Here is a 23,648-nt window from a genome sequence, read left to right as displayed (position 1 = left end):
ATATAATTTTTTATTTTCATAAAGATTTTTTCTTGATAAAGATAAAAATTTAAGTTTATTCATCAAATTTTTGGTATCAGTTGATAAAAATAAGTACAACTATAGTTAGTTAAGAATTAGATGGAGGTGAGAGAATGAAGGGCATAAAAATGTCAATAATAGGAGCAGGTAGTAGTTATACACCAGAACTTATAGAAGGAATTATTAATAATATAGATGAATTACCAATAACAGAAATAGTTTTGATTGACATAGAAACAGGTAGAAAAAAATTGGATATAATATTTAACCTTACAAAAAGAATGTTAAAAAAAAGCAATATAAGTATAAAAGTTTGGACAACCTGTAATAGGAAGGATGGAATAAAAAATTCAGATTTTATAATTAGTCAAATAAGAGTTGGAGGACTAAGGGCTAGAGAAAAAGATGAATTAATATCATTGAAAAATAATTTAATAGGTCAAGAAACAACAGGTGCAGGTGGATTTGCCAATGCACTGAGAACGATACCAATTATGCTAGATATATGTAAGGATATTGAACAGGTGGCTCCAAATAGTTGGTTGATTAATTTTACAAACCCCGCTGGAATTATAACTGAAGCAATTATGCAATATACAAAGGTCAAAGTTATTGGGCTTTGTAATGTTCCATATAATATGAAAATCAATATTAGCAAAATACTTGAAGTTGAAAATGAAAGATTAAATATAGATTTTGTAGGGCTTAATCACTTGGTTTTTGGCAAAAAAGTATATTTAGACAATGAGGATATAACAAAAAAAGTAGTTGAAATTTTATGTAGCGGTAAAAGTATAAATATAAGCAATATACCAGATTTAAAATGGGATGAAAGTTTTTTAAGAGCGATGGGGATGGTGCCATGTCCTTATCATAGATATTTTTATATGAAAGATAGAATGTTAGAAGAAGAATTAAGTAATTTCAAGAAAAATAAAAGTACTAGGGCTATACAGGTTATGGAGATTGAAAATAAGTTGTTTGATATATATATGATGGAAAATACAAAAGAAAAACCTAAAGAATTAGAATATAGAGGTGGTGCATATTATTCTACTGTAGCTATTTCACTTATAAATGCTATATATAATGATAAGAATGAAATTCATACAGTAAATGTAAAAAATAATGGGGCTATTAAGGAACTACCAAAGGACTCTGTTATAGAAGTGAATTCAATAATAAATAAGGATGGTGCAATACCTTTAGATGTTGGAGAATTAGATGAAAAAATAAAGGGATTAATAATATCTATAAAAGATTATGAAAGGTTTACTATAAAAGCTGCAGTGGAAAAAGATTATTATTGTGCACTGCTTGCACTTATAAATAATCCTTTAGTAGGTTCTATAGAAAAGTCTAAAGCTGTATTAGAAGACATATTTTTAGAAAATAAGAAATATTTACAAGGATTTAATATATAATATTATTCAAAATTAGGAGGACTGTTATGGAAGAAATTATAATAAATTTAATATCCTGTGGTGGAGAAGCAAAAAGTTTTTCAATGGAAGCTATAAGCTATGCTAAAGAAGGTGAATTTGAAAAGGCTAAAGAAGCATTGGAAAATGCAGAAGAAAGTTTAACAAAAGCTCATGTTCAGCAAACAAAACTTATACAAAGTGAAGCTCAAAATAATAGAATAGAAGTATCCTTACTTATGGTTCATGCTCAAGATCATTTAATGAATGCAATAACTGTTAAAGATATGGCTGAAGAATTTATTGATTTATATGAAAAAATTTACTTGAAATAATGGGAGGGTGGATTAAATGAGACGTTTAGGGATATCTGTATATCCTGGAAATGCAACCTTAGATAGATATAGAGAGTATTTAGAATTAGCATCTAGTTGTGGATTTTCAAGGGTTTTTACATGTCTTATATCGACAGATGATAGTCATATACTTCAATTTAAAGAAATAACTAAGGTAGCAACAAAACTTGGTATGGAAGTTATTGCAGATGTAAATAGGGATGCACTGAAAAAGATGGGTATACACTATAAAAATCTAGAACAACTACATGAATTGAATTTAACTGGTATAAGATTAGATGAAGGGTTCGGTGGTGTTGAAGAATCCTTAATGAGTTTTAATAAAGAAAATTTAAAAATAGAAATTAATATGAGTAATGGAACAAAGCAGATAGAAAATATTTTAGCTTTTCAACCTAATAAAGAAAACATAATAGGATGCCATAATTTTTACCCTCATAAATATACAGGTCTTTCAAGAAAATATTTTATTAATTGTTCAAAGGTTTTTAAGGAAAATGGAGTAAGGACAGCAGCTTTTGTAACTTCTCAAAATGGAGAATTTGGACCATGGCCTGTAAATGAGGGGCTTTGTACGCTAGAAGAACATAGGTTTTTGCCAATAGAAGTTCAAGCAAAAGATTTATTTAATACTGAATTTATAGATGATGTAATAATAGGAAATTGCTTTGCAACAGAGGAAGAACTTAAAAAGTTATCTAACTTAAATAGAAATTTGGTAAGTTTAAAAGTAAATTTATATGAAAATATATCTTATATTCAAAGGAAAATCCTATTAGATGAAGAACATTTTAATAGAGGAGATGTTTCAGAATATATGATAAGATCTACTCAAAGTAGAGTTAAATATAGAAATGAGTACTTTGAGCCTTTAAATATTAGAGAAATAAAAAAAGGAGATATATTAATAGAGAGTTCTCTTTATAAAAGATATAGTGGCGAACTTCAAATTGCATTGAAAAATATGGAAAATAGCGGCAAAACTAGTGTAGTTGGTAGAATAGCAGAAGAGGAAATATACCTTTTAGATTATATAAGGCCATGGCAAAAATTTAAATTTGAAGAAAGCTAATTATATGCTAGATAGGTGAATTTTCAATGGGCATTAAATTAGAAGAGGCAAAACAAAGTGACAGAAAGGTTGGAAAATATGAAAATTATTACAACAGAAGATTATAATGAGTTAAGTGAAAAGGCAGCTAAGATAATAGCTAGCAAATTGATTTTAAAGCCTAAATCAATTCTTGGGTTGGCTACTGGGTCAACTCCTATAGGAACATATAAAGAGCTTATTAGATTATACAACGAAAAAATCATTAGTTTTAATGAAGCCATAACTTTTAACTTAGATGAGTATTATGATTTAGACTATGAAAATGTTAATAGCTATCATTATTTTATGAATAAGAATCTTTTTAGTAGCATTGATATAAAAAAAGAAAATATCAATATTCCAAGCGGATTAGCAGAAAGTTTAGAAAAAGAATGTGAGAGCTATGAAAGTAAAATTGAAAGTTGTGGAGGAGTAGATATTCAGATTTTAGGAATAGGAAGAAATGGACATATTGGATTCAATGAACCTCATTGTAAATTTGGATCTACAACTCATGTTGTATCACTAGATGAAGATACAAGAAGAGCTAATGCTAGATTTTTTAGAAATATAGAAGAAGTGCCTAAAAAAGCTATTACTATGGGAATAAAAACTATAATGAATGCTAAAGAGATATTACTTTTAGTGTCAGGTGAAGATAAAAGTAAAGCTATATATGAAACTGTATATGGAAATGTAACAGAGAGTGTTCCTGCATCTGTACTTCAATTACATCCAAATGTTACTGTTATAGTGGATAAAAAAGGTGCAAAATTTTTATAAAATGCTCATAATTATTAGGTGGTGATATTATGGAGGGTATAGGAGTATCTAACGGTATTGAAATTAGTAAAGTTTTAATAAAAGATGTAAAAGAAGAAATACCTAGATATAGTATAGAAGATATAAGTGCTGAAATATTAAGGTTTAAGTCTGCTGTGGAAGACAGCATAAAAGATATAGAAAATCTAATATTAAATGAAAAATTAGCTAAAGAAGAGATGGAAATTTTTGATGCACATATATGTATGCTTAAAGATGAAGAGTTTTTACGATTTGTTGAAGAAAAAATAAAAACAGATAAAATAAATAGCGAATGGGCATTAGAAAAAGGAAAACAGTTTTTTGTTGAGCTTTTTAATTCATTTGATAATGAATACTTTAAAGAACGAAGTATTGACCTTATAGATATAATTAATAGAGCTACAAATAAGTTGTTAAAAAAAGAAGAATTAAACTATGAAAAAATTGAAGGTAAATTTGTTCTTGTAGCTCATGATTTAACACCATCTGAAACAGTAAAGATTGATAAAAATAAAGTAATAGGATTTATAACAGAGATTGGTGGGAAAACTTCTCATGTTGCTATAGTAGCAAGAATGTTAGGTATACCTGCTATTGTTGGGGCAAAAAATATTTTAAGTATGGTAGATAATCAGTCTATTATAGCTATGGATGGAGGTAATGGACAATTTATAATAAATCCAACTCAATATGATATAGAAAGTTTTAATGAAAAGAAAAAAATAATGCAGATTGAAGAAAATTTAGATAAAGATTTTTTAGATAAAATACCTTTATCTAAAGATATGAAAAGATTTCAAGTAGCGTGTAACCTTCAAGTTCCTACTCAATTAGATGAAATAATAAAGAATAATGGTGAAGGAATAGGGCTTTTACGAAGCGAATTCATATATATGGATAGAAAAAATGCACCTACAGAAGATATTCAATTTGAAATATATAAAGATATAGCTGTACAAATGAAAGAAAAACCTGTTATTATCAGAACATTGGATGTAGGGGGAGATAAAGAAATTTCGTATCTTAATATACCTAAAGAGGAAAATCCGTTTTTAGGACTTAGAGCTACAAGATATTGTTTAAAAGAAAAAAAATTCTTTAAAACCCAATTAAGAGCAATTTTAAGGGCTAGTAATTTTGGAAAAGTAAAGATAATGTTTCCTATGATTTCATCTTTAAAGGAAATAAGAGAGGCTAAAAATTTACTTCAGGAGTGTAAAAAAGAGTTAGATTACGAAAAAATAAAATATGATGAAGATATAGAAATAGGAATTATGATAGAAGTACCATCAGCAGCAATAATTTCTGATATTTTAGCAAAAGAGGTTGATTTCTTTAGTATAGGTACTAATGATTTAATTCAATATACTGTTGCAGTAGATAGGTTAAACAATAATGTTTCAGACTTGTATAGTAATTACAATTTAGCAGTTTTGAGACTCATAAAAATGGTTATAGAAAATGGACATAAGAATGGAATATATGTTGGTATGTGCGGTGAGGCTGCTAGAGATATTAATTTAATACCAATATTTATGGCAATGGGACTGGATGAATTTAGTGTAAACCCATCATATGTATGTAGAGTTAAACGATACATGTCCAGATATGATATATATCAATGTGAAAAGCTTTGTAAAAAAGTATTGTCATTAGAGACAGATGAGGAAATAGAAATAATTTTAGAAGAATTTAAAAATGAAAATCAAAATAAGAAATAACTATAGGGAAGCAAAAATAGCATGCTATTTTTGCTTCCCTATTATAATATTTAAAATAAATTTCTTTATAGTTCAATTAAATTTTGTTTGTATTTATTATATAAACTTTTTAAAAGTGAAATTTTTTCATCTAATTCTATTTGTAAATTAGAAACCTCATCTAAATCATAATCATTAATTGAAGTTTTAATTTTAGTAAATAATGAGGAATTTTCATCATTATCTTTCATAATGTAATTTCTTAAGCTTTGAATATTTTCCCAATTAGTAACATCAATCTTAGAATCTTCATTATGATTTAGTTTTTTACAGTTACGTACTACCTTTATATATTGAGGAATTAGTCGTCCAGTAAGCTCATTTAAGTATCTTTCTGTAACACCCATTCTATAACTATTAATAATTTTATCATTTAGTATAGTACCACAATTAATTGTTGAAACTTTACTTTTATTATCAAAAGATTTTAAGTTTTCCAATACTGTTTTTGGTGCTTTGCCAAAGTATTTTTCAAGTTCTTCTTTTGAGTAATCTGTAAAGATGTTATTTTCACTTCTATATTTACGGTTATTTTCTAAATAAGATGCCTCTTCACCATATTCTTTTGAAATTTCCATCAATAAATCCTCAGTAGTTTTATTATTTTTAATAACATATGTTAATCCATCTAACATAGATAAAATTGATGCACTTGTAGTTAAATAACTATTAGTGTGAGGGCATGGAGATCTTAGTTCAAATCTTGTGCTATAAGGATTGTCTTCCTCTCGAATAAGAGCTAAAAGAACCGTTCTATTTCTAGATGGCATATCTTTGTTTAAACCTAATGAAGTACATGTACAAACAGGGGCTTCAAATCCAGGTTGTAATCTTTTTATAGAATCAATAGAGTTAGATACAAATGGATTTATTATATCATAATTTTTTAAAATTCCCATTAAAGCTCCATAACCAAGGACACTCATAAAATCTTTATTACTATGGAATAAGTTTATTTTTTCTCCATTTTTTAAATGTAATAGTACACCAATATGAAGATGCTTACCACTACCAGCAATATTATCAATTGGTTTTGCCATAAATGTAACATCTAATCCATTTTTTCTGAAAGTTTCTTTTACTAAATTTCTAACTAAAAGATCATTATCACAACAACTTATAGCATCACTATAGGTCCAATCAATCTCTAATTGTTCCATTATGTGAGTTAAAGATCCTGTGGTTGTAAGTTGAGCTTTTACACCGCCAACTTCTTTATGTCCCATTTCAGGGTTAAGTCCATATTTCTCAAGAAGTAAAAGAGATTTTTCAAGTGATGTTCTTACAGAACCTTTAGTTCTTTTCCAATATTGTTCTTTCAGAACTTCAGAAGTACAAAGTTCTTCAACATCTGCAAGTTCATTTGGTGTTTTAACCCAAAACTCTAATTCTGTAGCCAATGTAATGTTTACATCTGCTATATCATAAAATTTTATTCCAAAACAATCAAGAACATTAGAAGTTTCAAATAAACTTATTAAAGAATTTTTAAAATGTTTTAAAGTGCTTTTTAAAACGCTTCTTGAGTCAACAGCAACACCTTCATGGAATAGAAGAGATGGTATTGTTAGTGTTCCTACAGGAAGATTTGTAATTTCATCAATATGTTCATAATTATAGTCTATGTACCAACTGCAATTTAAATCAACTTTTATATCTACTTGTGCGTTGTTAAGAGTAGCTATGCCAGGCAGATTAACTGAAGAACCATCAGTTTTTACAGCGATTCCATCTAGAAATTTGTCTAAATCATTTAAAAATAAATTTACAGGTATTTTTTCATCTATATCATTAAAAAGTAAATCAATTCCACATAAAGAAACAAATTTTATTTCTGGGTGAGCCAAAAGAATATTTTTGATGTTTTGTTTGCTGTGCATTTCCTTTGGTATTGTATAAATTAAATTATTTTTCATAAAAAAACCTCCGTATTAAAATTAATAAAATTGTTAATTGCTAATAAAAAATAAATTATATTATTTACTCAAAATTTATTTATAAAAAAGAGAACATAGAAAAATGTTCTGATAATTAAATATTATTTAAATATAAACAATATTTAAAATTTAAATTGTATAATTGATATTTAATTTAAGTGCTTGGACTATATTCTCAAAAGTAAAATTTGAAATAAATAGGAAATTAGCCTTTACAATATTTTTAATAATTATAAAACACGAAATATAAAAAGTAAATACAAAAAGGGAAAAATATTTATTTTAATTAAAAAAACATATAAAATGAATGAAAAAAAAGTAAAATTTCTCATTGGTCTATTTATTTCAATTTAAAACTTTTTCATCTTCTAGAAATGAGTGAAAAATGAAATATTTAAAATAAAAACAATCATATAAAAATGCATTAAAAACAAAGAAAAAATCGAAGGAAAACAACTAAATCTATAAAAATATTCGCTATTTAAAATTATTAATATATTTTAATAAAGTTTTATAAAATATAAAAAATGTTTTAAATAAAATCACAATTTTCGGAATATAGATTTATTAAGCTGTAAAATTAATATAACTTCATAATAAGAACAATTTAGTTACTAGAATTATTCTTATTATAGAGTTTAAAGATGATAATTAGTATAATGTCTAATAATTTTATGGTTGAATAGTGCAAAGGTGGGGATTAAATGGAGGAATTTATTCAAAAGGCTGTAAGCTTATTGTGGGGAACTCCTTTAATAGTAACAATTCTAGGTACAGGGCTATTTTTTACTGTAGCTTCAGGTTTTTTTCAAATTAGGTTTTTTAAACACATAATGAAAGAAACTTTTGGAAAATTAATTAAAAAAGACAAAACAAGTAAAGGTGAGAAGGGAATTCTATCACCATTTGAAGCAATAAGCATAGCCATAGGAGGAAGTGTAGGAGTAGGTAATATTGGTGGTGTAGCTACAGCAATAGCTGTAGGTGGACCAGGTGCTGTATTTTGGCTGTGGGTAGCTGCACTTTTAGGTACTATGATAAAAATGGTAGAGGTTACATTAGCTGTTCATTATAGAACTATTGATGAAGAGGGGAATCCTTATGGAGGTCCATCTTTTTATATGGAAAAAGGTCTAGGAGAAGAAAAAAAACTCAAGTTATGGATTGTTCCTGCAATATTATTTGGTGGAGGAATATTATCAACATTTTTTATAACACTTCAGAATTATACAGTATCTGAGGCTATATCAAGTACTTTTGATGTTAGTATGATATTAGTGGCATTTATTTATGCAATTTTAGTTTATATAATGATTAATGGTGGTATACCAGGACTTGGGAAAATAGCTAGTAAAACAATTCCATTTATGTGTTTATTTTATATAGTTTCAGGGTTATTTATAATTTTTAAAAATATAACGTTTTTACCAGAAACAATAGCATTAATATTTGAAGGTGCATTTACAGGCACTGCAGCTGTAGGTGGATTTGCAGGGGCTGCTTTTATGCAGGTTTTAAAAATAGGTATGTCAAGATCGGTTTACAGCAATGAAGCTGGATGGGGAACATCTCCTATGATACATTCAACAGCAAAAACAGATCATCCGATAAGACAAGGCTTTTGGGGCGCTTTTGAAGTCTTTGTTGATACAGGGATAGTATGTACTATAACGGCATTGATAATAATAATAACTGGAAATTGGTGTTCCGGTGCAACAAGTGCTACGTTAACACTTTCAGCTTTTGAATCTGGAATGGGATACTTAGGCAGAGTGATTTTAAGTATAGGGGTATTTTTGTTTGGAATAACAACTACAACAGGATGGTACACATATTATGAAATTCTTTTAAGACACGCAAGTAAGGATAATGTAAAAGCGAAAAAAGCTATATTAAAATTTTATAAATATTGTTATCCAATACCAGGATTTTTAATGGTTGTGATGGCGGTAGTGAAAGGATTGCCAGGACAAATAGTATGGTTATTTGGTGATTTTACATCTGCTATACCTACATTTATAAATGTTATAGTAATATTGATTTTAAGTAAGAGATTCTTTGAATTATTAAAGGATTATAAGGCTAGATATTTAGGTATAGGAAAAGTAGATCCAGATTTTAAGCCGTTCTATGAAGACAGAAAAAAAGAAAAATAAAATTAGAAAAGTAAAAGGCAATTTTAAAATTGCCTTTTTGTTATGAAAAATTAGAGTAGAAGTAGTATGGAATTTAGAAATTATTAAGTGTAAAAAATTTTATATCAAGAAGGGGAAAGGTTAAGTGTAAAGAATAATATATATATATTATTATTTTATTTATGAGGGGATATTATGAATTTATTTGAAACTTACAGCAATTTAGTTTGCGATAATATAGAAAATAACCCGAGAAAAAGCTTTGATGTTCTTAAATTAGGATATTGGGTAGAAGGAAATATTTTAAGTAAATTTAAAGAGAAAAGTTTTTTACCATCTCAAAAATATTTAACAAAGATATCAATGGACTTTATCTTGCAAGCTATGAATGATAATGATAATTCTGCCATAGTAAATATATTTACACCATGTGAATTCCTACATGCTATGAATATAACACCTATGTTTATAGAGGGAATTTCATCATATATTTCAGGTGCAGATTGTGAAAGAGGGTTTATTGAATTTATAGAAAATACAGGGCTAAGCGAAAGTTATTGTTCATATCATAAGACCTTTTTAGGAGCTAGTGAGTCTAAGGTTTTAAAAAAGCCCAAATGTGCTATAACTACAACTATTGCTTGTGATGCTAATATAAATACTTTTAGGAGGATATCTAAAAGTTATGATATTCCTAAATATATTATAGATGTACCTTATAATTATTCAAATGAAAGTATAGAATACGTAATCATTCAATTGAAAGAGCTAGTTACTTTTTTAGAAGATAATTTTAAACGTAAATTAAATGAGGAAAAACTTAAAGAAGTTATTGTTAGAGAAAATAAATGTTTAGAATATTATGATGAATTTTTAAAAGAACTTAAAATGAAGTATTATCCAAATACATTAACATTAGAGATGTATAGAATATTTGTAACACATGTTTTTTTAGGACATTCAAAATCACTAAAATATTATAAAATGCTTGTGGATGATATAAAATTTAGATGTGAAAAATGTAGTGGAAACAGAATTCTTTGGACACATTTAATTCCGATTTACTCAAAACCATTAAAAGATATATTTAACTTTAATTTAAGTAACCAACTTGTAATATGTGATTTTAACTTTAATAATATTATAAAATTAGATAGCAATAAACCTTACGAATCAATTGCAAAAAAATTGATTTTAAATAAGTTTAACGGTGCATATGAAAGAAGAGCTGGTAATATATTAGACTTTTGTAACAAATTAGATATAGATGGAGTTATAAATTTTTGTCATATGGGATGTAAGCAATCTTTAGGTGGAGCTAATTTATTAAAGTCTAAACTTGAGGAAAATAATATTAAAACACTAATTTTAGATGGAGATGGTATAGACAAACGTAATTCTCAAGAAGAACAGATAAGAACAAGAGTTGAGGCTTTTCTAGATATAGTAAAGGCGGTGAAAAAATAAAATGATAGGATATGTTTGTAAATATACACCTAAAGAAATATTTGAAGGTTTTGATATGCATTGCACGGAATTAAATTCTTCTGTGAATGATTTTGAAACAGCACATACAGTAGGTCATAATAATTTATGTAGTTATTCTAAAGCTATAATGGAAAATGTAAAATTACTTAAGATAAAAGAAATAGTTTTTATGAATTGTTGTGATTCATTAAGAAGAACAAAAGATATATTAGATAAGGATAAAAAAGTAGAGTTTTGTTACATTATAGATTTACCTAAAAAAATAAATGAGTATTCTATAAATTTATTTAAAGATGAACTGTTAAAGTTTATAAAAGCATATGAGGATTTTTCTAAGAAGGATTTTAATATTGAAAAATTTAAAAATCAGTTCAAAGAAGTTAAAGCAAAAGATGAAGATGATTCATGTGTAACTATATTAGGAAATAGATTGAGTAAAGAAGATGAAAACTATATAAAAAAAATTTCATCTTTAAATGTAAGAAATTGTACATGTTCACAGACGGAAAATTTTTATTTAAAGATTAAAAATATAAGCAAATTAGATGAAATAATTTATTTATATAGCAAAGAAATTTTAAATAAAAATCCTTGTATGAGAATGGAGGATATAGAAAAAAGAAAAAATCTTTTAAAGGAACCTAATATTAAAGGGATTATATATAATACAGTTAAATTTTGCGACTATTATAATTTTGAATATGTTGATATTAAAGAAAAAGTTAATGTTCCTATAGTTAAAATAGAAACAGACTATACTAAAAGTTGTCATGGACAAATATCAACGAGGATTGAGGGATTGATGGAAAGTATGCACATTAAAAAAGAAGAAGTTAGTGAGAAAAAAATAAAAAGTGATATTTATGTATGTGGAATAGATAGTGGATCAACATCTACAAATGCAGTTATATTAAATGAGAAGAAAGAAATTTTAGGAGAAACTATTTTAAAAACAGGGGCAAAATCCTTAAACAGTATTAATATGGCACTAGAAGATGTTTTGAAAAATGCAAACTTAAAAAAAAGCCAATTAAGTTTTATTGTGGCTACTGGATATGGGAGAATCTCAGTTCCATTTGCAGATGAAAAAGTAACTGAGATAACTTGTCATGGAAAGGGTGCAAATTTTTTAAACAAAAATATAAGAACTGTAATTGATATAGGAGGGCAAGATAGCAAGGCTATAAGAATAAATAGTAATGGAGATGTAGAAGAATTTGTAATGAATGATAAATGTGCTGCAGGAACAGGACGATTTTTGGAATTAATGGCAAGAACTCTAGATTTGGATTTGAATTATATGAGTGAAGTGGGAGTTAAATGGAATAAAGAACTTACAATTTCTAGTATGTGTAGTGTGTTTGCTGAATCGGAGGTTATAGCGTTAATAGCTCAAAATGAAAATATAGAGGATATAGTGCATAGTATAAATAAATCTGTGGCCTGTAAAGTATTATCACTTGTAAAAAGGATTGGATTAAATGATTTATTTATGATAACTGGAGGAGTTTCTAAAAATTATGGTGTAGTTTTGGCTATAGAAGAAAAATTAAACAGTAAATTAATAGTACCTAAAGAAGCACAAATATGCGGAGCTATAGGTGCTGCTTTAATTGGGTTAGAAAGAGTATTAAATTAAAATAAAAAGGCATTATTTCTTACATGAAATAATGCCTTTTTATTATTGTGAAATCCTGTTAACAATTAGGGGGAAGTATAATATTGCTTAATTGTATATGACTAACAGTGATATTAAAAAATTTAAAAGTTTATGAATCTAACTTATTTTATGTAAAAATTTTGTGAAAAGTAAAAGTTATAAAATAAAAAAAACTCTCATATAGTAAAAATAGCTGACAAAGAAGATAAACAAAAGCATGGAAAGGAGATCATATGAAGCTAAAAAATTTAGATAAAAATGATATTAACTTATTGAAAAAAGCATTTGTTTATTCAAACCCATATAGAAATTCATTAATAATATTATTTTTGTCTATTGTAGCAATAATATTATTAGGACTTATAAGTCCATATATGTATGGTCTTATAATATCCGCAATAGCTAAAAATGAAGGTAAAAATATATTTAAATATATTAGTATTTTAATAGTTACATCTTGTGTACAGCTAGTGGTAAGTTATTTTCAATTAGTTCAAGAAACATATATAAATTCAAATATAGTTAAAAACTTACAAAATGATATGTATAAAAAAATAATTAACTTTCCTATAAAAGCTTTTGATGAGATTCCTATAGGTGAGTTTATATCGAGATTGCAAAATGATTGTTTTACATTAACAAATATAATAACTGGTGATTTTATCGGTGTAATAATTGATGTTTTAAATGGATTAATTATAGGAGTTATTGTATTTAGTATTAATATAACGTTAGGAATAATAGTTATGGTAGCTTTTCCTATTTCATATTATATTTTTTTATATTTTGGAAAAAAATTAAAAAATAAAAGCAGAGAACTAAAAAAAATAGGAGATGTATATATATCTAATATAAATCAGTCTTTTTCGGGAATTAGAGAAATAAGAGCATTAGGATTAAAAAAATATAATTTAACTCAATTTAATAATATTACTGAAAAAATAAAAGTTAAAGACATTGAAATGGCAAAGTTAAACGCTAAATCACAAAATATATCATTAGCGATTAATATAGGAACATCAATGGCAGTAATTGGAATTGGGAGTTGGTTTGTTTTAAAAAATAAATTATCATTAGAACTATTTATAGCCTTTATAGCTTATTCTAAACAATTTTCAGCAGCGCTTATGAATGTAACGAGGATGAACTCTAAAATTCAACAAGGGCTAGCTTCTTTAGAAAGAATATTTAGTTTGATGGATAACTTTAATTATAAAATACAGAAATTTGGACAAGTGAAATTAAATACTGTAGAAGGAAATATAAATTTTGAAAATGTCATCTTTAGCTATGATGATATAAATACTGTTATAGATAATATTACGTTTAAGACTGAACCTAATAAAAAACTAGCAATTGTAGGTAAAAGTGGTTCTGGAAAAAGCACTATATTAAGTTTAATTTTAAGATTGTATGATTATGATAATGGAGATATAAAGATAGATGGGATAAGTATTAAAGAATTAGATGAAGATTCAATAACAACTAATATTTCAATAGTTAGGCAGGAGCCCTTTCTATTTAATATGTCTATAAAAGAAAATATAAAAATAGGAATTTTAAATTGTACAGAAGATGAAATATACAATGCTTGTAAATTGGCGTATATTCATGACTTTATAATGAGTTTACCCAATCAATATGATTCTATAGTTGGAGAAAATGGAGTTAATTTATCAGGCGGACAAAAACAAAGGTTGGCTATAGCAAGAGCAATTATAAAAAAGTCAAAAATTTTATTATTTGATGAGGCTACGTCATCATTAGATAATCAATCACAACAATTTATAAAAAAAACTATAGATGTACTAAGTGAAAATAGAACAATAATAATTGTAGCTCATAGATTATCAACAATCATAGATTGTGATGAAATAATTGTTTTAAGTAATGGAAGGGTTGTTGGATGTGGTAATCATAAACAGCTAATAAATGAAAATATTTATTATAAAAAACTTTACGATGATGAAATAAAAAATATTAATGCAATTACTTAATATAATACGTAGTTTAAAGTAGTAAGCATAGTTGTTATTAAAACAGTTAAATAAAAAAATGGGGAGTGATGGAAATGGAGAATTCATCAATTAAGATGGGTCAATTAGAAAAAGCATGGAGAGGGTTTGATGGAAATGCAAAAACTATAACCTTTTCTGTAACTGAGGATTGCAATTTAAGATGTAAATATTGTTATATGTCTAAAAAAAACAACTTCAAGAAAATGTCTTTTGATACTGCAAAAAAAGCCGTAGACTATATATTAAATGATAGAAAAAATTTTAATTCTAGTTCAGTAGTTTGGGATTTTATAGGGGGGGAACCTCTTTTGGAAATAAACTTGATTGACAAAATTTCAGATTATATAAAGCAACAAATGTTTTTATTAGACCATCCATGGTTTAATTCATATAGATTTAGTATTTCCACAAATGGTTTATTATATGACTCTTCAGAGGTTCAAAGATATATAGAAAAAAACAGAAATCACATATCTATAGGAATAAGTGTAGATGGAAACAAAACAAAACACGATATGCAAAGAGTTTTTCCAAACGATACTGGTTCTTATGATGAGGTTGTAAAGAGAGTTCCATTATGGTTAAAACAGTTTCCAAAATCAGAAACTAAGGCTACTTTTGCCCATGATGATTTGCCGTATATAAAAGATAGTGTGATAAGTCTTTGGAATTTAGGAATTAAAACAGTGTCTGCAAATGTTATATTTGAAGATGTTTGGGAACAAGGTGATGATGATATTTTTGAAGCTCAACTTAAAGAACTTGCCGATTATATTATTGAAAATAAGCTTTGGAATGAATATTCAGTAAGATTTTTTGATCCTAAGATAGGGTTTCCTATAGATAAAGAAGCTAAAAAATCTAACTTTTGTGGTGCGGGAAAGATGTTAGCTATAAGTGCTGATGGAAAATATTATCCCTGTATAAGATTTGTAGATTTTACACTTAATAATAAAACCGGATTATGCATAGGTGATGTTGATAGTGGTATAAATTATGATAAATTAAGACCATTTAGTGTATTATCATTAGAATCACAAAGTCCTAAGGAGTGTGTAGATTGTGATGTAGCTAGTGGATGTGCATGGTGTACAGGGTTTAATTATGATAGTGCAGATACTAATACAGTTTATCAAAGGGCTACGTTTATATGCAAAATGCATAAAGCTAATGTAAGAGCGAATAAATACTTTTGGGAAAAATTTGAAAATATTACAGGAATAGAATCAGAACGTAAAAAAGCTAATAGAACATACTATAGAAAGCCAAAATATTTACAAATAATGATGTCAGATAATGTAACACCACATTGTGGATATAGAAATTTAAAATCAGAAAATAAATTTACAAGTGATGAAACATTAAATAAAGCTTTTAAATTTGCTAAAAAAAATGATTTTGATACGGTGATTTTAGGTAAGAGTAAAAGTAATATGCAAGCATTATCTATTATTGGAAGCGAGGAAAAGAAAAATCAAGGATATAACATAATAGTATATGATAATAATTCTAAAGCGAAAAATGATTGTGGTGATATAGCTATTTTACTTGTAAATAAAGATAATATTGATAATATAAACAATATGTTTTCGGAATTATGTGAAAATTACAAAAGAATAAATTTAATACTTGAAAATATAGAGGAATGGGGTAAGGTGGAGTTAGAAAAATACAAAATGGAATTAGAAAAGCTAAAAGAAAATATAATTATACAATATAAAGATGGATTAGAGCCTAAGTTGAATATATTAACAGATAGAATGAATAGAGAAGATATGTGTAATTGTACAGCTGGAGAGGATACTTTTGCATTAGCACCAAATGGAAAAATATATATATGCCCAGCATTTTATTATGATAATCCAGAAAATTTTATTGGTGATTTAGAAAAGGGGATAAACATTAAAAATAATCATTTAATGAAATCTGAAACTGCAGGAATATGTCAGCAATGCGATGCCTATCAGTGTAGAAATTGTAAATACTTAAATAAAAAATTAACTAATGAATATAACATTCCATCTAAAATCCAGTGCACAATAAGTCATTTAGAAAGAAACATGTCAAGAGAAATACAAAATGAGCTTGTTAGTCTTGGGGTTTTAAAGGATTGTAATCTTATACCTAAAATAAATTATTTAGATCCGTTAGAGAAAATATCTAAAAAAGGAGTTTAGCAAAATGATAAAATTAGGAAATATAAATGAAGATGAAAAAAGAGAAATTCTAATTATATATGAAAGAATAATGGGATTAAATGAACTTAGTTTAACTTTAGATACATTTAAAATAACAGATTATGAAAAGAAAGGTTTTCAAAAAAAAATAGATATAGAAAAGGAAAAAGCGAATTCTAAATATAATATATGGTGGAGTGAAAAAATAGATAAATATAAATGGGAATCATGTAAAAACAGTAATTGGACAATAGACTTTATTACGAATGAAGTATTTTTAATAGAAAAGCAATAACTTAAATATTCTTTATATTTATTAAAGGAGGTGATCAGGTAAGTAGTAAAACTTAATTTGTAACTTTGGACAAATTTATTATTAAAAACAAAAGTAAAATTAGTTTTTATATAAAAAGATTCAAATTAAAAGGAGGATTTTTTATGAATTATTTATTTGAAGAAAATAAAAAAGATCAACCGTTAGGATCAGATTGTCAATCTTATTGTATGCAATCATGCAGCTATGAATGTGGTAGAGGATGCAAAGCACATTGTGATATGGATTGTGCTGACCAATGTAGACGTGGGCCAGGAATGATGTAAAAAAAGTAAAGAGGGTAAATTTACCCTCTTTTATTCTTCATGGTTTCTAAATCTTTTTTAGCTATTTCTATTTTTATAGCTATTTCATTTTTATCTTCTTCAGTTTTAGCACACATTTTTTCATATAATAAATCTGTAATTTCACTTGCTTTTCTACTTATTAATAATATATTTTCTGGTATTGACATTTATAGTTCCCCCTTTTTTTTTCTTGAAGTATAAACATATGAATAAGTCAATTTAGAAATAAATTTCAAAGTTTTTATTCAATTTCGTTGCTTTAGTGAAAGAAAACAATTATTTTCTTTCACTTTCTATACTTTAATTTATGTATTTACTATAGAATTGTTACTTTAGAAATAATAGTTAAAAGAAAGTTTGCTTTAACTTTTATTATATATATTGTAAAATTATAGTATGAGATATTAAGAAAGATGGATAGGGGGGAGTTCTTTGAAGAATTTTTTTCTTTCTTTATGCATTCTTTTAAGTGTTTTTTTAACAGGGTGTTTTTCAGATGAAGGGATGGAAACTTTAAATAAGGGGAAAAAATATTTAAAAGAGGATAACTATGTTGAAGCATTAGAATCTTTTGCTATAGCATCAAATAGATTGAAAAAACAAGATGATAAAGACATAGCAAAAGGATTATGGCATGTAACTAATGGATATATTAGAGCAAAAAAATTTTGTGTTAGTGGAGAGTATGAGGAAGCTGAAAAAATTATACTGGAAACAGAAAAATCTGAATTTTATGAATACACAAAAGATGATTTGGAAGTTTTAAAACAAGAAATAATAAAAAATAGTAAAAAAGATTAAAGGTTATAAATAACTTTTAATATAGATTAGACATATGAAATAAAATAATGATCAAATTACTTGATCATTATTTTATTTCATATGTCTTGTATTTTTTATACTTTATTATTTAGATAGAACTAGGTTTGCAAATTATTTCTTCTATTTTAGTATCTAATATATTATTAGCATGGTCTGGTTTAATAATAATTGCAGTATCTGCACCATAATGAGTACCACCTATAGAAATAATTGGTTCTGCATAAGGGATTAAACCACTATCTGCAGCCATAATGGCAACTTCTACAGCAACTTTTGTTCCTTGACCAAACATTCTTAAAGTAGATGCTATTATTTCAACTGGAGATATGCCACCAAATTTTTTAGAAATTCCTCTTTCAGCACCACTTAAAACATGTGTAGTAGAAAGAACTTTTACACCTTTTTTGATTAAGTTTTTTCTAACATCGTCAGACATATCATTTTCTCCGCCATTTTTAAATCCATAAGCATGGGTTACACAAATTATGTTTATGTCTTTTACATTTGAAAGAAGAGAAGCGGTCTCACCACTACTTGATGCCAAAACTATATGTTTTATATTCCTGTTTCGAGCAGTTTCAAGAGCTAATTCTAGTGTTTTTATTGTGTTTTCTTTTCCTGTTTTCTCAAAATACATTAATATACCTCCTTAAAATACTATAAATAATAAATTAATACCATTTTAACATGAATCTTAAAAATATAGTTAAACAACACCAATTTAAATTTATCTATGAAATTTAAAAAAATTTATTTTAAATTTACAATATATAAGTTGAAAGAGGGTTTTGTAGCTTCTAGAATAAAGTACATTTGAATAGGTTTAATAATTGACTGAATTGATAAAATATTTAAAAAATTTATAAAATAAAATTTGAATTATATAAAATTTAGAGTATTATATAATAAAAGAAGTTTATTTAGTAATGATTTAGCAGTTTATATCAAAAGTAAAGTTTGGAGGTAATTTTATGAAATTTGAACAATACAAATATGAACGACCTAATTACGAAATGTATAAAAATAATATTTTGAATTTAATAGAAAAATTTAAAATTGAAAAAAATAGTGACAATCAGTTAAATATAGTAAGAAAAATAAATAAAATGAGAAATAATTTGGAAAGTATGAGTACTATAGCATCTATAAGACATGATGTTAATACTAAGGATAAATTTTATGATGAAGAGCGAGATTATTGGGATAGTTATGGTCCGTTATATGAAGAAATAAATTCAAGTTTCTATGAAGCTATAGTTAATTCTAAGTTTAGAGTAGAATTAGAAAAGGAATTTGGAACTCAATTTTTAAATTTAGCAGAGTTTTCATTAAAAGCTTTTTCGAGTGAAATTATAGAAGACTTACAACTTGAAAATAAATTAAGCTCAAAATATGCAAAGCTTATTGCATCTTGTAAAATAAATTTTGAGGGTGAAGAAAGAAACTTGTCATCTATGGGGCCATTCTTAATTTCAAAAGATAGAGATATTAGAGAAAGAGCTGGAAAATCAAAATATAATTTTTTTGTAGAGCACGAGGAAGAATTTGATGCCATATATGATAAGTTAGTTAAAGTTAGAAATAAAATTGCCCAAAAATTGGGATTTAAAAATTTTGTAGAACTTGGATATATTAGAATGATGAGAAGTGATTATAATCCAGAAATGGTTAAAGTTTTTAGAAAACAAGTACTAGATTATATAGTTCCTGTTGCCAATAAGCTTTATGAAAGGCAAAGAAAGAGATTAGGTATTAATAAACTTGAATATTTTGATGAAAAATTTGAGTTTTTAAGTGGAAATGCAACACCAAAAGGGGACCCACAATGGATAATACACAATGGAATGAAAATGTACTCAGAGCTTTCAGATGAAACAAAAGAATTTTTTGATTTTATGGTAGAGGGTAATCTTTTAAATCTTGTTACAAAAAAACATAAAAAAAGTGGTGGATACTGTACTTATATACCAGATTATAAGGCACCGTTTATTTTTTCGAATTTTAATGGTACTTCTGGTGATGTAGATGTTTTAACACATGAAGCAGGTCACGCTTTCCAAGTTTATCAATCAAGATGGATTGAAATGCCAGAGTGTACTTTTCCAACTTATGAAAGTTGTGAAATACATTCTATGAGTATGGAGTTTTTTACTTGGCCTTGGATGGAATTGTTTTTTAAAGAAGATACAGAAAAATATAAATTTATTCATTTAGGTGGAGCAATTAAATTTATACCATATGGAATAACAGTAGATGAATTTCAACATTATGTATATGAAAATCCAAATGCAACACCAAGGGAAAGAAAAGAAGCTTGGCGAAATATAGAGAAAAAATATTTGCCACACAAAAACTATGAAAAATGTGATTTTTTAGAGAGAGGTGGCTGGTGGATGCAACAGGGTCATATATTCCAAACGCCATTTTATTATATAGATTATACTTTAGCACAAATATGTGCTCTTCAATTTTGGAAAAAAATGATAGAAGATAGAAAAAGCGCATGGAAAGATTATGTAAGACTTTGTAACATAGGGGGGACTAAATCATTTTTAAATCTTGTAAAGTATGCTAATTTAAAATCTCCATTTGAAGAGGGTTGCGTAAGTTCTATAATAGAAGAAATAGGAGATTGGCTAGAAAAAGTAGATGATATTAAATTATAAGGAGTAAAAATTACTTCTTAAGTTATATATGAAAGAATTTTGTTTTTATATAAATTTTTTTAAATTTTAAAAATATAGAATTTTATTAAAAAAGATAGAACTAATTATATAATTAGTTCTATCATAAATATAGCTTAGTTAAGAAGCGAGGTATAGAAGTGGATATTAAAATTATAAAACCACATAAACAAAACATATCTAATTGGAGCGGTGGTAAAACTAAAGAAATATATATTTATCCTGAAAATGGGGATTATAAAGAAAGAAATTTTAAATTTAGGGTAAGCTCAGCTACTATCGAGCTAGAAACATCTACATTTACGAAATTAAAAAATGTAAAAAGATTAATAACAACATTAGATAATGATTTAAAATTACTTCATGAAGATGGGGCTACTATAAATTTAAAACCATATGAGATTTATAGGTTTTCAGGAGAATTAAAAATTAAAAGTTTTGGTAAAGTCACAGATTTTAATTTGATGTTAATGGGTGATGCTAGTGGAGATATAAGTGTTTTAAAAGGAAATGAAGAGAATATTCTAATAAGTAAACCTAATACAGCACAAGTATTTGTACTTTATACCATAGATGATAACGTTGTTATAAAAATCAATGAGAGTTCCATAATATTAGAAAAATATAATGCCATAGTAATAAAAAATGATAAAACTGAGAATTTGACAATTTTACTAGAGAATAAAAAGAATGTTAAAGTTTTAGTTTGTAGTATAGAAGTGTAGAGATGATAGATATAAAAGAATTTCTTAGAAAAGTTTAGATAATATACGGTTAATATATATAATACGGTTAATTGGTAGGATATATTAAAATACAAACTGAAAAAGTGTGTAATGAAGTTGGAGTTAGAGTAAAGTAACATGATATTATATAAATTGTGTGTATTATAAATTAGATTATGTATACGATTTTAGTTAGGGGGAAGAATTTATGAAAATTGCTATGCCTAAGAATGGAGAATATATAAATCAGCATTTTGGTAAAAGTGAAAGTTTTTTTATAGCAGATTTAGATGGTTCTAATATTAAAGAATGTAAAGAAATATCTTCAAAAGACTTGCAACATAATCATGGTGGCTTATCTGAACTACTTGTAAATGAAGGAGTTTCAGTTGTTATAACAGGTGGAATTGGACAAGGTGCCTATAATGCTTTAAAAGAAAAGGGATTAGAAGTTATAAGAGGAGTTAATGGCAATGTAAATGATGTTATAGCATCTTTTATATTAGGAAACCTTAAAGATAAAAAAGTTATATGCAATCATCATGGTGAAAATCATAGTCATTAAAATAAAATTATATGAATAGTAGCTATTTTTAAGGGAAAAAACAGAGGTATACCTCTGTTTTTTTATTTAATATTTAATTTGTCTAGCTTCTTACTATATAGAAACATATAAAATGATGATATAAATATTATTATATAACCAAACAAACTGAACTTATCTGGAGTTTGATTAAATACAATCATGCTAATTATAGCTGAAAATACTATATTTGAATAATCAAATATAGAAATTTCTTTGGCAGGTGCATATTTATAAGCAAGAGTTATTCCGAATTGACCTATAGTTGCAAAAGTACCAGCCATCAATAAATAAAAAAGTTGAATAACTGTCATAGGTTTATAACTTAAGACTAAAAAGGGGAAAAGTACTATTAAAGAAAAGAAGGAAAAATAAAATACTACAGTATAGTATTTTTCTTTTCCACCAAGGAATCTTACACAGGTATAGGCGGCTGCAGCAGATATAGCTGAAAATATACCTATAATATATGGAATCAAATCTATGCTTAATGCAGGTCTTATAATAAATAGTGCACCTAAAAATGCAATAATAACTGCTAGTATTTGATTAGTTTTAATTTTTTCCTTTAAAAATATAGCAGAAAAAATTATAACAAAAAATGGACTAAGTTTGTTAAGCATGTTTGCATCTGAAAGTATTAGATGATCAATTGCATAAAAGTTTAAAACTATTCCAATAGTTCCAAATGCAGATCTTAATAAAAGAGTTTTTTGGTTTTCCTTTTTTCCAAAAAAACTTTCCTTATTTTTTATGATTATAAAAAAAGATATTATACAAGAAATTAAATTTCTGAAAAAAGTTTTTTGAAAAGATGGTAGGTCGCCTGATAGTTTAACAAAAGCTGACATCATTGCAAAACCAAATGCAGATAAAATTATGAATAGTATTCCTTTATTTCTATTACACATATTAAAATGTCCTTTCTTTGTAGATGAAAATAATAATCAATACTATTATGTACAATTTATCATTAAATTTCAAGTGAAAATGTATAAAACTATTTAATAGAATTAGAGTTTAAATATATTATTTTAAATTTTCAATAGGTGTAAAAAGCTTGTTATTTAAGTGTTATATAAATGTAGGAATTAAATTAAAAAAGAATATCTTAACTAGTTAAGATATTCTTTTTTAATTTAATTTTATTGATTTGTTTTTTTGCCTTTAGGATTTGATATTTTATGACCATTTATTATACCAACATCAGCACCATCTTTAGGATACATTTTTCTAAGTTCAGATTGAGTTTTCCAATCCTCTTTCATTCTATTTTTATTATTATCCATAATAAAACACATGTTAATGCTTTAAAATAAAATTAAAGTTATAATTTTTATCTT

21 protein-coding genes are annotated in these 23,648 nt (G+C 26.3%); 16 read left to right on the top strand and 5 right to left on the bottom strand.

Features of this window, described 5'->3' with window-relative positions; genetic code table 11:
- Positions 1–134 precede the first annotated feature (134 nt).
- From AZI32_RS03495 to ptsP, 5 genes are all read left to right on the top strand, one after another.
- Positions 135–1,445, top strand: a complete 1,311-nt coding sequence (locus AZI32_RS03495; protein ID WP_061994518.1) for a 6-phospho-beta-glucosidase — start codon at positions 135–137, stop codon at positions 1,443–1,445.
- Positions 1,446–1,471: 26 nt separating this feature from the next.
- Positions 1,472–1,777, top strand: coding sequence for a PTS lactose/cellobiose transporter subunit IIA (locus AZI32_RS03490; RefSeq protein ID WP_061994517.1), 306 nt, complete (start codon positions 1,472–1,474; stop codon positions 1,775–1,777).
- Positions 1,778–1,793: 16 nt separating this feature from the next.
- Complete coding sequence (locus tag AZI32_RS03485; RefSeq protein ID WP_061994516.1) at positions 1,794–2,870, top strand: MupG family TIM beta-alpha barrel fold protein; 1,077 nt, start codon at positions 1,794–1,796, stop codon at positions 2,868–2,870.
- A gap of 78 nt (positions 2,871–2,948) precedes the next feature.
- Entirely contained in the window at positions 2,949–3,674 is a 726-nt protein-coding gene (gene nagB, locus AZI32_RS03480) for a glucosamine-6-phosphate deaminase (protein WP_061994515.1), read from the top strand.
- A 29-nt stretch (positions 3,675–3,703) separates the two neighbouring features.
- Positions 3,704–5,416 carry a phosphoenolpyruvate--protein phosphotransferase gene (gene ptsP, locus AZI32_RS03475; RefSeq protein WP_061994514.1) on the top strand — a complete coding sequence of 571 codons (1,713 nt, stop codon included), beginning with the start codon at positions 3,704–3,706 and terminating at the stop codon, positions 5,414–5,416.
- Positions 5,417–5,481: 65 nt separating this feature from the next.
- Here the strand turns inward: ptsP and AZI32_RS03470 are convergent, their stop codons facing one another.
- Positions 5,482–7,371, bottom strand: a complete 1,890-nt coding sequence (locus AZI32_RS03470; protein WP_061994513.1) for a glutamine synthetase — start codon at positions 7,369–7,371, stop codon at positions 5,482–5,484.
- Between the two features lie 725 nt (positions 7,372–8,096).
- Here AZI32_RS03470 and AZI32_RS03465 point away from each other — a divergent pair.
- From AZI32_RS03465 to AZI32_RS18270, 7 genes are all read left to right on the top strand, one after another.
- Complete coding sequence (locus AZI32_RS03465) at positions 8,097–9,548, top strand: amino acid carrier protein (RefSeq protein WP_061994512.1); 1,452 nt, start codon at positions 8,097–8,099, stop codon at positions 9,546–9,548.
- Between the two features lie 174 nt (positions 9,549–9,722).
- Entirely contained in the window at positions 9,723–10,994 is a 1,272-nt protein-coding gene (locus AZI32_RS03460; RefSeq protein ID WP_061994511.1) for a 2-hydroxyacyl-CoA dehydratase family protein, read from the top strand.
- A 1-nt stretch (position 10,995) separates the two neighbouring features.
- Positions 10,996–12,654, top strand: coding sequence for an acyl-CoA dehydratase activase (locus tag AZI32_RS03455; protein ID WP_061994510.1), 1,659 nt, complete (start codon positions 10,996–10,998; stop codon positions 12,652–12,654).
- Between the two features lie 254 nt (positions 12,655–12,908).
- Positions 12,909–14,672: an ABC transporter ATP-binding protein gene (locus tag AZI32_RS03450; RefSeq protein WP_061994509.1), complete on the top strand. Its 1,764-nt coding sequence runs from the start codon at positions 12,909–12,911 to the stop codon at positions 14,670–14,672.
- 74 nt (positions 14,673–14,746) lie between these two features.
- A complete protein-coding gene (locus AZI32_RS03445; RefSeq protein WP_061994508.1) occupies positions 14,747–16,870 on the top strand; it encodes a radical SAM peptide maturase, CXXX-repeat target family in 2,124 nt (707 codons plus the stop codon).
- A 4-nt stretch (positions 16,871–16,874) separates the two neighbouring features.
- The gene (locus AZI32_RS03440; RefSeq protein WP_061994507.1) at positions 16,875–17,165 is read left to right on the top strand and encodes a CXXX repeat peptide modification system protein; all 291 of its coding nucleotides are present in this window, start codon (positions 16,875–16,877) and stop codon (positions 17,163–17,165) included.
- A 143-nt stretch (positions 17,166–17,308) separates the two neighbouring features.
- Positions 17,309–17,470: a hypothetical protein gene (locus AZI32_RS18270; protein ID WP_157450835.1), complete on the top strand. Its 162-nt coding sequence runs from the start codon at positions 17,309–17,311 to the stop codon at positions 17,468–17,470.
- A 20-nt stretch (positions 17,471–17,490) separates the two neighbouring features.
- Here the strand turns inward: AZI32_RS18270 and AZI32_RS18265 are convergent, their stop codons facing one another.
- Entirely contained in the window at positions 17,491–17,658 is a 168-nt protein-coding gene (locus AZI32_RS18265) for a hypothetical protein (protein WP_157450834.1), read from the bottom strand.
- 265 nt (positions 17,659–17,923) lie between these two features.
- Here AZI32_RS18265 and AZI32_RS03435 point away from each other — a divergent pair, with 265 nt between their 5' ends.
- On the top strand, positions 17,924–18,292 hold the full coding sequence (locus AZI32_RS03435) for a hypothetical protein (RefSeq protein WP_061994506.1): 369 nt from the start codon (positions 17,924–17,926) through the stop codon (positions 18,290–18,292).
- 109 nt (positions 18,293–18,401) lie between these two features.
- Here the strand turns inward: AZI32_RS03435 and AZI32_RS03430 are convergent, their stop codons facing one another.
- On the bottom strand, positions 18,402–18,950 hold the full coding sequence (locus AZI32_RS03430; RefSeq protein ID WP_061994505.1) for a pyruvate kinase alpha/beta domain-containing protein: 549 nt from the start codon (positions 18,948–18,950) through the stop codon (positions 18,402–18,404).
- Between the two features lie 334 nt (positions 18,951–19,284).
- On the opposite strand from AZI32_RS03430, the gene AZI32_RS03425 reads away from it, so the two are divergent.
- The 3 genes from AZI32_RS03425 to AZI32_RS03415 all read left to right on the top strand — a co-directional run bounded on the left by AZI32_RS03425 (position 19,285) and on the right by AZI32_RS03415 (position 22,287).
- A complete protein-coding gene (locus tag AZI32_RS03425) occupies positions 19,285–20,979 on the top strand; it encodes a M3 family oligoendopeptidase (protein WP_061994504.1) in 1,695 nt (564 codons plus the stop codon).
- Between the two features lie 158 nt (positions 20,980–21,137).
- The gene (locus AZI32_RS03420; RefSeq protein WP_061994503.1) at positions 21,138–21,722 is read left to right on the top strand and encodes a HutD family protein; all 585 of its coding nucleotides are present in this window, start codon (positions 21,138–21,140) and stop codon (positions 21,720–21,722) included.
- Between the two features lie 208 nt (positions 21,723–21,930).
- Entirely contained in the window at positions 21,931–22,287 is a 357-nt protein-coding gene (locus AZI32_RS03415) for a NifB/NifX family molybdenum-iron cluster-binding protein (protein ID WP_061994502.1), read from the top strand.
- Between the two features lie 62 nt (positions 22,288–22,349).
- Here the strand turns inward: AZI32_RS03415 and AZI32_RS03410 are convergent, their stop codons facing one another.
- Positions 22,350–23,216, bottom strand: coding sequence for a DMT family transporter (locus AZI32_RS03410; RefSeq protein ID WP_061994501.1), 867 nt, complete (start codon positions 23,214–23,216; stop codon positions 22,350–22,352).
- Positions 23,217–23,450: 234 nt separating this feature from the next.
- A complete protein-coding gene (locus AZI32_RS18735) occupies positions 23,451–23,594 on the bottom strand; it encodes a hypothetical protein (RefSeq protein ID WP_164474736.1) in 144 nt (47 codons plus the stop codon).
- Between the last annotated feature and the right edge of the window lie 54 nt (positions 23,595–23,648).

The sequence above is a fragment of the Clostridium sp. ATCC 25772 genome (assembly GCF_001573875.1).
GTDB lineage: Bacteria > Bacillota > Clostridia > Clostridiales > Clostridiaceae > Clostridium_J > Clostridium_J senegalense.
The sequence above is the reverse complement of the archived record's forward strand: the minus strand, read 5'-3'. Positions and strand labels throughout refer to the sequence as shown.